The organism is Bacillus sp. AFS017336 (genome assembly GCF_002555445.1).
Taxonomy (GTDB): domain Bacteria; phylum Bacillota; class Bacilli; order Bacillales; family Bacillaceae_G; genus Gottfriedia.
The window spans coordinates 142,665-156,171 of sequence record NZ_NUCO01000020.1; the positions used below are offsets into that span (position 1 = coordinate 142,665).

A 13,507-nucleotide genomic window follows, 5' to 3' on the forward strand; every position below is an offset into this window, starting at 1 on the left:
TTATTATATTAAAATCCCTTCTTCGATCACTACATCAACAACTTTATTCCCCTTATAATAAAAGGAATAGTGATGAACTCTCTCGTCATCCAATAGTATAGGAAGAAAATATGGGATACACTCCCCAACACCTTGATTTTTATCATTTACTACCCACTCAATTTTTTTCCAATCTAAAATTCCTTCATTCGTTTTAATAGGTGTATCATATTGTAAATCGCTCGGAACTTCAGCAAGAAATACATACATACCACCAAAATCCACATCTTCTTCATGCCAGGTTACTTTACCTTTATAAGTTAATTGATTCATTTCAATCTGGATCCCGGTTTCCTCAGCAATTTCTCTTTGTACAGACCTTTCAATTGTTTCACCTTTTTCTATTTTTCCACCAACACCATTCCAAATTCCCATTGTTGGAGCGTTTACTCTATTTAACATTAAAAGTTCATTTTCTCGTTTAATAAAGCATAAAGTATATTTCAAAATGTACACGTTCCTTTCAATCCATTAGTCTACTTTATTCCATTAATTATGGCATAATTTGCTATTAATTTGGGTATTAAACAACTTTACTAATTTTTTAGAATATTTTAAAATTTAAATAATATATATACAATAAAGGAGAGGTGTGTTGTGGATCAATCAAATATTATCGATTTAAATCAATATAGAAAATCAAAAAAGCATAGATTGGAGTCCTTCGCATTTCGAGTAAAGTATGACGAGTCAGCATATAAAGATGCTTTAAAGCTTTTAATTTTCACATGCTCACTAGCCGTAATTTCCTTCTTTTTTATCTTTTATTTTATTTATAAAATAATTAACTGAAATTACCAGTTATACTTTAGTTTACATAATAATATTATGTACAAAAAAAGTACAAAAATTTATNNATAAATTTTTGTACTTTTTTATACTTAATTAAATTTCCTCGCAGTATTGTTCAAAATAAGTTTGAAGTTTTTGAACAACTTGCATTGGATCATGTCCTTCAATTTCATGACGTTCAACCATTGCAACAAGCTCACCATCTTTTAATAATGCAAATGACGGAGAAGAAGGAGCTTTTCCAGTAAAATATTCACGTGCTTTTGAAGTCGCTTCTTTATCTTGCCCTGCAAACACGGTAACTAATTGATCAGGTCTTGCATCATAATGTACTGAATGTGCTGCAGCAGGACGGGCAATACCACCTGCACAACCACATACCGAATTCACCATTATTAGTGTTGTGCCTTTCTTTCCTAATGCTTGCTCGACTTCCTCAGGTGTTTTTAATTCTGCATAACCAGCCGCTACGATTTCTTGACGTGCAGTATGGACAACATCATTCATAAAAAAGTTAAAGTTCATATTCATTTCATCTACTCCTTACGTGCTTTTTTTCATCTTACCAATTTAGAGACTATTAATTCAAGCTTTTAAACCTGCTTACTATTATATTTTCATTCATTTACTAACTCATCAATAATAATCGGCAAATGAGCTAAAGTAGATATTGCATATTGATAACTATCATTAACTTCTTCAACGACACGAATAACTGTTACATATGGATTATTATTTTCAAATTGATTAATCTTCTCCACATCACCTGCAATAAATAATATTTTTGCATCAATTTTATTTTTTAATCCAATTGAATGTAATGAGGATAATACATTTTTCATAAGCTCTTCTTCTTGTTCACTAGCACCTTCTAAAATTATACAGTCCCAACTTACTAATTTCAGCTGATCAAAAAGAAGTTCGTCCATCTCTCTCCCTCCATATCATTTGTTTATACAAATATATGAGGAAGTGATCTAACACATACTTTTTTAGTGTGAAAAAACTCTAACTAGAAAGAAATCACTATAGATCGATTAAATTCGGATTTATCAAACCTTATCTACTTTTCACCAATACCAAATGCCAATACTAATAAGAAAAAGCAAATAAATGCTACGATATTTAAAAACGTACCAAGAATGATATTTGTTAGTTTTTTCGAGAGGAATGCAAAAATCACTCCACTCAGTGACAAGATACAAAAAAAGATAAGGAATATGCCAGGGTATTTAGTGTGTTCTCTCATAAAAAAAGATAGAATTATGCTGATTCCAACCATAATAATCGAAAGCCATCCATATTTATTCATAAAACTCCCCCTTCTTATAAAAATGTATCACATTAACAATTGGAAATGAATGGAAATTTTATAAGATATAAAAAAAGAACGCTTTTAGCGTTCTTTAAGAATTAACTGTTAACTTCGTTTCCGATTGAATCTCGACTTCTTTCCTTTTTTGAAAAAGACGATTTACAAAAAACATCATTGGAAAACTTAGAAAAGCAATTGCACTAATTATAACAAAACCATGTCCGCCCTTTTCATATCCGAAGTAAGCTAATAAACTTCCCCCTAGCGCAGGACCGAAAACAAATCCTAGTTTTGAGAATCCCATTGCGCCAAAATAAGTTCCCTTTAAATCTTCTGGAGCAAGTTGGTCTACAAATACATCTGTAAATGTAAAAGCAAAGATTTCTCCTACTGTTAAAATAATCATAACGATTGCTAATAAGAAAAAATTAGTAAATAAACCGAACCCAGCAACCGCTAGACTAACGATGATATTTCCGATCATCATTGATACAGTAGGTGAAAAATTCTTCATTCTACTTACAATTGGAAACTGAAGTATTACTACAGTAACTGCATTGATTGTTGTTAAATAAGCGTATAATTTAATCCCATTATGAAACTGTGGTGCATTCGCAAAATATTGTGACATTGTAGAAAAGCTTTGTGAATAACCAAGGCCATAAAAACAAATTGTAACAATCGTTAAAGCAAAGATAATATCCTTGCGTAAAATTGAAAACGACGCCTTCATCGAAACTTTATTAGTTGGCGCTGAATTAACTTCTCCGATTTTATGTTTTGACAACATGTATAATAATGTTAGCCCATAAAAAAAGTACACAATTCCAGATAATACAAATGGTAATGTACTCTTAGAACTTCCAAGATATAAACCAACTAAAGGACCTACTGCTACCCCAACATTTATTGCAGCATAGCGCAAATTAAAGACTAACAGTTTTGATTTCTCATCGGTTATGTCAGAAAGCAACGCCCTTGAAGAAGGTTCGAAAAATGATGAGCAAATATTTAAGATCGAATTCAGTACAAAAAACCATATAAACGAATCGCCTAGCCCAAAACCAACTAACGTAATAGACCATAAGAAAATACTCGATAGTAAAATAGTTTTCCTCCCAATACGATCAGAAAGAGTTCCTCCTATGAAGCTGAAAAACACCCCTAAAAACGATGAAACTGTTAACATAAGCCCAACCATTGCAGGTGAGATATGTTTAACTGAAGTTAAATAAATAGCTAAAAACGGCATACTTACTGTGCTAGCAAATCTAACGAACAAAGTTCCGATAACGATATTCCAAGCAACAGGATGTACGGCAGATAAATTTTTAAACATCTTATCCCCCCCTATTTCTCTAAGATGTCACATATTTGTAAATTATCTTACAAATATTACACTTTGTAAAGCGATTAGTCCGTAGACAACGAAAGGGAAGTTTAGGGAATAAAGAGAAACATTTAACCAAAGGATTACTAAATTTTAGTGAAGGACTATTCCAAAGAGATGCAGAGATAGATCGAATAAGAGAAGTCTAGAGGCTAGGTCAGAGAAACTTAAAGTAATTAGGAACTGTGAGAGGCCGGCAAGATAAAAGGAAAGGATTAAGGCTAGAAAATAACATTTTAGTAAACTAAAAAATATGATTTTCTAACCTACAACCGCGTTCTTATTTTTTACTTTTCATATTCTTATACAAATTGTCTTTTAAAATTGCCATAAATCTATTTTTACTATTATCAATGACTTCAAAACCATATTTACGATATAAGTCATGTGCATCTCTCGTTCCTAACATAAACGTTCGAACTGTTGATACATTTTCATCAATCAGGATTTGTTCCATTAGCCATTTAGATAAACCTTTTTTACGATGATCAGGTAGAATAAATACATCCGCGAGGTAAGCGAATGTTACCCCATCAGTTACGACTCTTGCAAAGCCTACTTGGTTTGGTTCATTTTCTTCTGGATTTCCCTTATAGACACCAAAGCAGAATGAACCTTTAATAAACCGCTCTATATATTCAAATGGAATTTCGTTTGCCCAATATGAATCCTTGTCTAAAAAATCATAAATAACCTCTCTGTTTAATAATTCTTTATTAGTTGATATAAAATAGCCCTCTTTCTCGACTAGCATAAAATCCACCCCTATTTTTATTAATTTCAGATTAGTATGATTATTTAATTTTATCATAGAACTCGAAACATATTCCATCCTATACTGTAGGGTAACTGACTGACTGACTGCCATCTTATTTTAAATTAAAATTCAGTTATAATTAAAAATTAGAAAAAATAATGTTTAATTTGGTATTATCCGCTTGTAGGAGACACACGAAAAAGCCTATCTGATAAAATGGATAGGCAGTCTACTATTGGGGGATTTTATTATGGCTATGTTAATAAATAGTGTAGATGTAGGGATAAATGATTGTGCTTTTTATTTAAGATTGTTCTCATCAGTTTATTTTTAAAGAATATTAATAGATTTCTTCTTTTTTTAGTAATTTTTAAAACAAATTTGATATTTTTTCAATAGAACCGTCTAGTTTTGAAGAATAATCAAGCCTTTTTACCTTACTCGTATGGGTATTTACTATCTTATTAGCTATTTTAGTTAATTTATTTGCAGTTTTGTTAAATTTAATTGCAGATTCTCTATTTTTAATTGCAGTTTTGCCAAATTTATTTGCAGTTTTCCCCATTTTATTTGCAGTTCTACTTTTATTTGCAGTTTCTCTTCTCTTATTTGCACTTATCACATTCTTATTTGCACCTATCATATTCTTATTTGCACTTCACCCTCTATTCCAGTTACTCTACTCTTATTTGCACTTATCACACGCTTATTTGCACCTATCACATTCTTATTTGCACTTCACCCTCTATTCCAGTTACTCTTCTCTTATTTGCACTTATCACACGCCTTTTTGCACCTATCACACACTTAATTGCAGTTTCACGGTACTACACCGCACCTCAACACTAATCAATAAAAAAAGAGACTGCCCTTAAAGGACAATCTCTTTAATTAATCTATTAATACACACTTGTATTTTCTTTTGTTGTGTTTTCTAAGATTTCTTTTACTCTTCCTAAGAATTTACCACAAATGAATCCGTCAAGGACACGGTGATCAAGTGATAAGCATAGGTTAACCATATCGCGAACGCCAATCATTCCGTTTACAACGGCTGGACGTTTTACGATGCTTTCAATTTGTAAAATTGCAGCTTGTGGATAGTTAATGATTCCTGCGCTTTGTACACTTCCAAATGATCCAGTGTTATTAACTGTGAATGTACCACCTTGCATTTCGTCTGATTTTAATTTACCAGTACGAACTTTTGTAGCAAGTTCAGTAATTTCGCGTGCAATACCTTTGATTGTTTTCTCATCAGCATTTTTGATTACTGGTACGAATAATGCATCATCAGTTGCAACAGCGATTGATAAGTTAATATCTTTCTTTTGGATGATTTTGTCGCCAGCCCACATTGAATTAATCATTGGGTATTCTTTAAGTGCTTGAGCTACTGCTTTAACAAAGAATGCGAAGAATGTTAAAGAGAAGCCTTCTTTTTGTTTGAATGAATCTTTAAGGCTGTTTCTGTAATTTACTAAGTTTGTTACATCAACTTCGATCATCATCCAAGCATGTGGAGCTTCGTGCTTACTACGTAACATATTTGCAGCAATTGCTTTACGTACGCCTGTAACAGGAATCTCAATATCGCCAACTGCTGTAGGAATAGCAGGAGCTGGTGCTTTAGCTACTTCAACAGCAGGAGCAGTTTGTGCTGCAACTGGTTGAACTGGAGTTTGAGCTACAACTGGAGCTGGTGCCGCTTGAGGAACACCATTAGCAATTGCATTTAAAACGTCTTTTCGAGTAACTCGACCATTGTTTCCTGTACCAGGAATTAGTGAAAGGTCAAGGTTATTTTCTTGTGCTATACGAAGTACAGCTGGTGAAAAACGTACTTTACCAGATTCATCTGTTTTAGAAATAGTTTGCGCAGGTGCAGCAGCTACTGGTGTTTGAACTGGTGCTACTGGTGCTGCAGGTGCAACTTTTTCAGCTGGTTTTTCTTCAATTGTAGTAGCAGCTACTTCACCTGAAGCGCCTTCTACTTCAATTGTACAAATGACTTCTCCAACTGCTAAAGTGTCGCCATCATTTGCGATTAATTCTTTGATTACGCCAGTAAATGAAGATGGTACTTCTGCGTTAACTTTATCTGTCATAACTTCAGCAAGAGGATCGTATTTATTTACATGGTCCCCTACTTTTACTAACCAACTACTAATTGTACCTTCTGTTACGCTTTCACCTAATTGAGGCATTTTAATATTTTCGATCATCATTATGTCCCCCTTTTTCAAACAGTGCCATTAAAATGCTGCAAGTTCTCTAGCCGCTTTTTCCACTTTATCTGGATTAACCATAAAGAATTTTTCCATTGTAGGTGAATAAGGCATTGCTGGAACATCAGGGCCAGCAAGACGAGCGATTGGAGCATCTAAATCAAATAAGCAATTTTCAGCAATAATCGCTGCTACTTCGCTCATAATGCTTCCTTCTTTATTATCTTCAGTTACTAATAAAACTTTTCCTGTTTTAGCAGCAGCTTCGATAATAGATTCTTTATCTAATGGATAAATTGTACGTAAATCTAAAACATGTGTTGAAATGCCATCTTGAGCTAATTTTTCAGCTGCTTGAAGAGCAAAATGTACACATAATCCGTAAGTGATGATTGTAATATCTTCACCTTCACGTTTTACATCAGCTTTACCAATTGGAAGTACATAATCAGTTTCAGGTACTTCACCTTTAATTAAACGATAAGCACGTTTGTGTTCAAAGAATATTACTGGGTCGTTATCACGAATTGCCGCTTTTAATAATCCTTTAACATCATAAGGAGTAGATGGCATTACAATTTTTAAACCAGGTTGACCTGCAAATACCTTCTCAACTGATTGAGAGTGGTAAAGTGCACCGTGTACGCCACCACCATAAGGAGCACGGATTGTAATAGGACAAGTCCAGTCATTGTTTGAACGGTAACGAATTCTTGATGCCTCAGAAATAATTTGGTTTACTGCAGGCATAATAAAATCAGCGAATTGCATTTCAGCTACTGGTCTAAGTCCGTACATTGCAGCACCAATACCTACACCTGCAATTGCAGATTCTGCAAGTGGCGTATCTAAAACACGGTCTTCACCGAATTGATCATAAAGACCATTAGTCGCTTTAAATACTCCACCTTTTAATCCAACGTCTTCCCCTAATACGAATACTTTTGGATCGCGTTCCATTTCTTCTTTTAACGCTAAAGTTACTGCATCTATATAAGACATTACTGCCATATTGTCCTACCCCCTCTTATTCTTCGTAAACAAACTTCATTGCATGCTCAGGCGCTGCATATGGAGCGTTTTCTGCGTAATCAGTTGCTTCATCAACGATTGCACGGATTTTTGTATCCATTTCTTTTTCTATTTCTTCAGTTAAAGCACCAACTTCATGAAGGTATTTAGCAAATGTAAATAAGCAATCTTTACTTTTTGCTTCTTCTACTTCTTCACGAGAACGGTAAACACGATCATCATCATCACTTGAGTGAGCAGTTAATCGGTATGATACAGCTTCAATCAATGTTGGACCTTCACCACGACGAGCACGGTCAGCTGCATCTTTTGTTACACGGTAAACTTCTAATGGATCATTTCCATCAACAGTAAAACCAGGCATACCATATCCGATTGCACGATCAGATACATTTTCACATGCTAATTGTTTCTCAATCGGTACTGAGATTGCATATTTGTTATTTTCACACATGAAAATTACTGGTAACTTATGTACACCAGCAAAGTTAGCACCTTCATGGAAATCACCTTGGTTTGAAGAACCTTCACCAAAAGAAACCCATGATACAATATCTTTACCTTCCATTTTACCAGCTAATGCTACACCTACTGCATGAGGTACTTGCGTTGTAACTGGTGAAGAACCTGTAACGATACGGTTTTTCTTTTGTCCGAAGTGACCTGGCATTTGACGGCCACCAGAGTTTGGATCTTCAGCTTTAGCAAAACCAGAAAGCATTAATTCTTTTGCTGTCATTCCGAATTGTAAAACAATACCCATATCACGGTAATATGGTAATACATAGTCTTTAGTATTATCTAATGCATAAGCTGCACCAACTTGCGCTGCTTCTTGACCTTGACAAGAAATAACGAACGGAATTTTACCAGCACGATTTAATAACCACATACGCTCATCAATTCGACGTGCTAAAAGCATTGTTTCATACATACTTAAAACGTCATCATTTGATAAACCAAGTTGTTCATGACGGTTTGTAGTTGTAACCTTTTCCATAAATATCCCCCTTTTACCACTTAAAAATGTGGAAGCGTTTAAATCATATTTTGAGATGAAAAGTAGAGAATAGTTCCCTACTTTTCAATAGTTTATTAAGAATGAATTGCTAATCCTTCAACAGCAAGTGCTGCTTCACCAATCGCTTCAGATAACGAAGGATGTGGATGAATTGTATGAGAGATTTCCCATGCAGTTGCGTCTAAAACTCGAGCTAATCCAGCTTCAGAAATCATATCAGTAACATGTGGTCCAATCATGTGAACACCTAAAAGGTCATTTGTCTCTTCATCAACAATTATTTTTACGAATCCGTCATGTTCACCATATACTAATGCTTTACCAATTGCACGGAAAGAGAATTTACCTTTTTTAACTTTATAACCTTTATCTTTTGCTTCACGCTCAGTTAAACCAACTGATGCAACCTCTGGATTACTATATACACATTTACTAACCATAGTTGGATCTAATGGAAGTGGCGTTTTGCCTACAATATGCTCAACAGCAATCGTACCTTCTCTTGAAGCAACATGAGCTAATTGTAAACCACCAATTACATCACCAATCGCATAAATATGAGATTCTTTTGTTTGGTAGAAATCATTTGTTTGGATAAAACCATTTTCAACTACGATGTCAGTATTTTCTAAGCCGATTCCTTCAACATTTGCTTGACGACCAACTGATACTAACATTTTTTCAGCAGTGAATGATTTTTCAGTATCTTTATGAAGCGCATTAATTCTTACGCCATTATCGATCACTAAAGTTTCAGCTAAAACTTTTGCATCAGTAACTAATTTGATTCCTTTTTTCTTTAATAATCTTGTCATTTCTTTAGAAATTTCTTCGTCTTCTAAAGGTAAAATAGTTTTACTATACTCGATTACTGTTACCTCAACACCAAAATCTGCTAACATTGAAGCCCACTCAATACCGATTACACCGCCACCAACAATAATAATTGACTCGGGTAGAGACTCCATTTTTAACGCCTCATCAGATGACATTACATGCTCACCATCAATTGTTAAACCAGGTAAAGACTTTGGTCTTGAACCAGTTGCGACTAATACGTTTTTAGGGATTAACATTTCATTCTCGCTACCATCGTTCATTTCCACAGAAATTGTTCCAGGCATTGGAGAGAAAATTGAAGGTCCTAAAATACGTCCTAAACCACTGTATACATCGATTTTACCTTGTTTCATTAAGTGTTCTACACCTTTATGAAGACCGGCAACGATATTTTCTTTTCTTTGTTGTACTTTACTAAAATTTAAAGTTACTCCTGATGTTTCAACACCAAACTCTTCACTTTTCTTAGCAGTTGAAAAAACTTCAGCACTACGAAGTAATGCTTTACTTGGAATACAACCTGCATGTAAGCAAGTTCCACCTAGTTTATTTTTTTCTACTACTGCTACTTTTAAGCCTAATTGAGAAGCACGAATAGCAGCTACGTAGCCACCTGTACCGCCACCGAGTACGACTAAATCATATTCTGTTGCCATGATGAAATTCTCCTCACATTTATACTAAAGATTTAACTGCATTTTCTCCAGGATAGATTTTTGCTTCTTCTTCTTCTCGAAGTACTCGAAGTGCACCTTCACAAAGAGCTTGAAGTTCATTTTCACCTGGTAAAACAATTACACGTGACATCCATTTAACTCTTTTTGTAATTTCATTAACAATAAAATCACTATAAGCAATTCCACCTGTTAAGATAATTGCATCAATATCGCCTTCAAGTACTGCTGCGGCGCTACCAATTTCTTTAGCAACTTGATAAGCCATTGCTTCATATACTAAAGCGGCTTTTTGATCGCCATCTTCAATCATGTTTTCTACCTTAATTGCATCTGCAGTACCAAGATAGCTCACTAATCCACCTTGACCAACCATCATTTTTTGAACTTCGTTAATATAGTAGTCACCAGAGAAACAAAGTTTTATTAAATCACCGATTGGGACAGTTCCAGCACGTTCTGGGCTGAATGGACCTTCACCATCTAAACCGTTATTAACGTCAATTACGCGTCCTTTTTTATGAGCACCAACGCTCACCCCGCCACCCATATGGGCAATAATAAGGTTTAAATCGTTATATGACTGTTCTAACTGTTTTGACACTTTTCGTGCAACAGCCTTTTGGTTTAATGCATGGAAAACACTTCTTCTTTCCATAAGTGATTGTCCGCTGATTCTTGCTACTGGTTCTAACTCATCAACAACTACTGGATCAACGATAAATGCTGGAATGTTTAAGCCTTGTGCAATCTCATTGGCAATGATCCCACCAAGATTTGATGCATGCTGACCACTAAAGCCAATTTTCAAATCTTCTAACATGATTTCATTTACTGCATAAGTTCCACCTTCGATTGGTCTAAGTAGTCCACCTCGGCCACATACAGCACTTAATTTAGAAATGTTAATTCCTTCTTTGTGTAAAACCTCTAAAATAACATTTTTTCTAAATTCATATTGATCAATTATTGTTTTATATTTATTTACTTCTTCATCGTCATGGCGTATTGTTTGTTCAAAAATTGGTTTTTCATCATCAAATACACCAACCTTTGTGGATGTGCTGCCAGGATTAATTACTAAAATACGATGCATTTGTCAACACTCTCCCTTCTAAGTTTACCTTACCTTTATAACTAGAAAGAAAGAGCTTTTATTACTCTACTCTTTCTTTCCATCTAAAAAATAAAGGAATTTTTTAAATCAGTTAATTATCTTCTGCTTAAGATGTTGTGACCATTAGATAAGAATTGGCTACGAGATTTTGCCATTGTAGCAATACGTTCTTCAGCTAAACGATCAGCAGCTAAATATGTTGGAATACCATCACGTTTTGAAATTTCGATAACTTTTGCAATGTTATCATATAAGCCTTCAACTTTTTTCATTGCACGGTCGTAGTTATATCCGTATAACTCATCAGCAACGTTAATTACTCCACCTGAATTGATTACGTAGTCAGGAGCATAAACGATTCCTAATTCATGGATTAAATCACCATGACGAGTTTCTTTTAATTGGTTATTTGCAGAACCTGCAATAACTTTCGCTTTTAATAACGGAATTGTTTTGTCGTTAATAGTCGCACCTAATGCACATGGAGCGTAAATATCACATTCAACACCGTAAATATCATCAGGATCTACTGCTGTAGCTCCAAATGCTTCTACCGCACGTTGTACAGCTTCTTTATTAATATCAGTTACGATTAATTGTGCGCCTTCTTCATGTAAGTACTCGCATAGGCTGTATGCAACATTACCAACACCTTGGATCGCAATTTTTTTGCCTTCTAAGCTGTCAGTACCAAATGCTTCTTTTGCAGCAGCTTTCATCCCACGGTATACACCAAATGCAGTAACTGGAGATGGGTTACCTGAAGAACCGAATGAAGGTGAAATACCTGTTACATAATCAGTTTCCTCGTGGATTAAATCCATGTCAGCAACAGTAGTACCTACGTCTTCAGCAGTAATATAACGACCATTTAAGCCTTGAATATAACGTCCAAATGCACGGAACATTGCTTCGTTTTTATCTTTACGTGGATCACCGATGATTACTGTTTTTCCTCCACCTAAGTTTAAGCCAGCAGCAGCATTTTTATAAGTCATACCTTTTGCTAAACGTAGAGCATCTTCAATTGCAGCTTCTTCTGATTCGTAAGTCCACATTCTAGTTCCGCCTAAAGCTGGACCTAAAGTTGTATCATGAATAGCGATAATCGCTTTTAATCCTGATTCTTTGTCTTGGCAGAAAACTACTTGCTCATAATCGTAAGTTTCTAAGTATTTGAAGATTTCCATGTAATAACAGCTCCCTTAAAATGTGTAAGTTTATTTTTTAGAATTACATATAGCTAATGCTAATGAATATAACTTTGTCATTGCTGAATCAGAACGCGAAGTTAAAACAATCGGTGCCTTAGCTCCAGCAATTAGTGCAGCCACTTCTGCGTTAGCCATAAAGACTAAAGATTTATATAGAATATTTCCAGTTTCTATTGTTGGCACTAATAAAATATCAGCTCGCCCAGCTACTTCTCCAGTTAAACCTTTATGTTCAGCTGCTTCAACAGAAATGGCATTATCAAGCGCTAATGGTCCATCAATAATACAATTTTTAATTTGTCCTCTTGTATTCATGACAGTTAGTGATGCTGCATCTAGTGTAACTTGCATCGCAGGATTTACTACTTCAACAGCTGCTAGTACAGCAACCTTAGGGGTTTCGATTCCTACTTTCCTTGCAATTTCAACACTGTTTTCAACAATTTTCACCTTTTGATCTAGTGTAGGTGCAATGTTCATTGCAGCATCCGTTACGATGACTGCATTTTCTCTACCTGGTACATCGAATATTGCTACATGTGATAAAACGCCTTTATCTCTTAAGCCATATTCTTTATTCAACACTTCTTTCAGAAGAACTGAAGATGAAAGATTACCTTTCATTACAATTGAAGCTTCGCCAGAGCGAACAGCTACAACTGCATTTTTAGCAGCCTCTTTATTTGTATTAGAATGAACGATTGTTAGTTTTTCTGCAAATTGTTCATTTTTTAATAAATCTTCATACATTTCATAGATGGTCTGCTCATTTCCGAAAAGTAAAAATTTTGCTAAGTCATTATCTAATGCTAACGAAACTGCTTCTTTAACTTCAAAATCTTCAGCTACTGCAACAGCTACTGTTTGCATTGAATGACTTTTCGCGAGTATCATTATATCTTTTAAATTCATTGAAGCCCTTCCTTTCATCCCCTCGCACTATATAAAGCAATTAGCGTGCCAACTTTCCAAAAAGGATGGAACTATTTTAAAAATAGTTGAAAAGCCTTACATTTCCAACGTTATAGTACCAGGTACTAGTAACACCCACAAAATCTATTCTACAACAATATTTTGAAAAATGACAG

14 protein-coding genes are annotated in these 13,507 nt (G+C 34.7%); all 14 read right to left on the minus strand.

Features of this window, described 5'->3' with window-relative positions:
- Window positions 1-3: 3 nt before the first annotated feature.
- Window positions 4-495 (minus strand): NUDIX hydrolase, encoded by a 492-nt coding sequence (locus CN601_RS10800; protein WP_257131672.1) that lies wholly within the window; start codon window positions 493-495, stop codon window positions 4-6.
- Between the two features lie 429 nt (window positions 496-924).
- Window positions 925-1,362, minus strand: a complete 438-nt coding sequence (locus CN601_RS10810) for a BrxA/BrxB family bacilliredoxin (RefSeq protein WP_098171044.1) — start codon at window positions 1,360-1,362, stop codon at window positions 925-927.
- An 86-nt stretch (window positions 1,363-1,448) separates the two neighbouring features.
- Window positions 1,449-1,760, minus strand: coding sequence for a hypothetical protein (locus tag CN601_RS10815; RefSeq protein WP_098121343.1), 312 nt, complete (start codon window positions 1,758-1,760; stop codon window positions 1,449-1,451).
- A 134-nt stretch (window positions 1,761-1,894) separates the two neighbouring features.
- Window positions 1,895-2,143 (minus strand): hypothetical protein, encoded by a 249-nt coding sequence (locus tag CN601_RS10820; protein WP_098171045.1) that lies wholly within the window; start codon window positions 2,141-2,143, stop codon window positions 1,895-1,897.
- A 94-nt stretch (window positions 2,144-2,237) separates the two neighbouring features.
- Complete coding sequence (locus CN601_RS10825) at window positions 2,238-3,485, minus strand: MDR family MFS transporter (RefSeq protein ID WP_098121345.1); 1,248 nt, start codon at window positions 3,483-3,485, stop codon at window positions 2,238-2,240.
- Between the two features lie 331 nt (window positions 3,486-3,816).
- Window positions 3,817-4,290 carry a GNAT family N-acetyltransferase gene (locus tag CN601_RS10830; RefSeq protein WP_098171046.1) on the minus strand — a complete coding sequence of 158 codons (474 nt, stop codon included), beginning with the start codon at window positions 4,288-4,290 and terminating at the stop codon, window positions 3,817-3,819.
- Between the two features lie 373 nt (window positions 4,291-4,663).
- Window positions 4,664-4,936, minus strand: a complete 273-nt coding sequence (locus tag CN601_RS10835) for a hypothetical protein (protein WP_098171047.1) — start codon at window positions 4,934-4,936, stop codon at window positions 4,664-4,666.
- Window positions 4,937-5,192: 256 nt separating this feature from the next.
- Window positions 5,193-6,521 (minus strand): dihydrolipoamide acetyltransferase family protein, encoded by a 1,329-nt coding sequence (locus CN601_RS10840; protein WP_098171048.1) that lies wholly within the window; start codon window positions 6,519-6,521, stop codon window positions 5,193-5,195.
- A 27-nt stretch (window positions 6,522-6,548) separates the two neighbouring features.
- Window positions 6,549-7,532 carry an alpha-ketoacid dehydrogenase subunit beta gene (locus tag CN601_RS10845; RefSeq protein ID WP_098121349.1) on the minus strand — a complete coding sequence of 328 codons (984 nt, stop codon included), beginning with the start codon at window positions 7,530-7,532 and terminating at the stop codon, window positions 6,549-6,551.
- A gap of 16 nt (window positions 7,533-7,548) precedes the next feature.
- Window positions 7,549-8,553: a thiamine pyrophosphate-dependent dehydrogenase E1 component subunit alpha gene (locus CN601_RS10850; protein WP_098121350.1), complete on the minus strand. Its 1,005-nt coding sequence runs from the start codon at window positions 8,551-8,553 to the stop codon at window positions 7,549-7,551.
- Window positions 8,554-8,648: 95 nt separating this feature from the next.
- Window positions 8,649-10,070, minus strand: a complete 1,422-nt coding sequence (lpdA, locus tag CN601_RS10855) for a dihydrolipoyl dehydrogenase (protein ID WP_098121351.1) — start codon at window positions 10,068-10,070, stop codon at window positions 8,649-8,651.
- Between the two features lie 19 nt (window positions 10,071-10,089).
- Window positions 10,090-11,184: a butyrate kinase gene (gene buk, locus CN601_RS10860; RefSeq protein ID WP_098171049.1), complete on the minus strand. Its 1,095-nt coding sequence runs from the start codon at window positions 11,182-11,184 to the stop codon at window positions 10,090-10,092.
- A 116-nt stretch (window positions 11,185-11,300) separates the two neighbouring features.
- The gene (gene bcd / locus CN601_RS10865; protein ID WP_098171050.1) at window positions 11,301-12,395 is read right to left on the minus strand and encodes a branched-chain amino acid dehydrogenase; all 1,095 of its coding nucleotides are present in this window, start codon (window positions 12,393-12,395) and stop codon (window positions 11,301-11,303) included.
- Window positions 12,396-12,425: 30 nt separating this feature from the next.
- Entirely contained in the window at window positions 12,426-13,331 is a 906-nt protein-coding gene (yqiS, locus tag CN601_RS10870) for a phosphate butyryltransferase (RefSeq protein ID WP_098121354.1), read from the minus strand.
- Window positions 13,332-13,507: the final 176 nt, after the last annotated feature.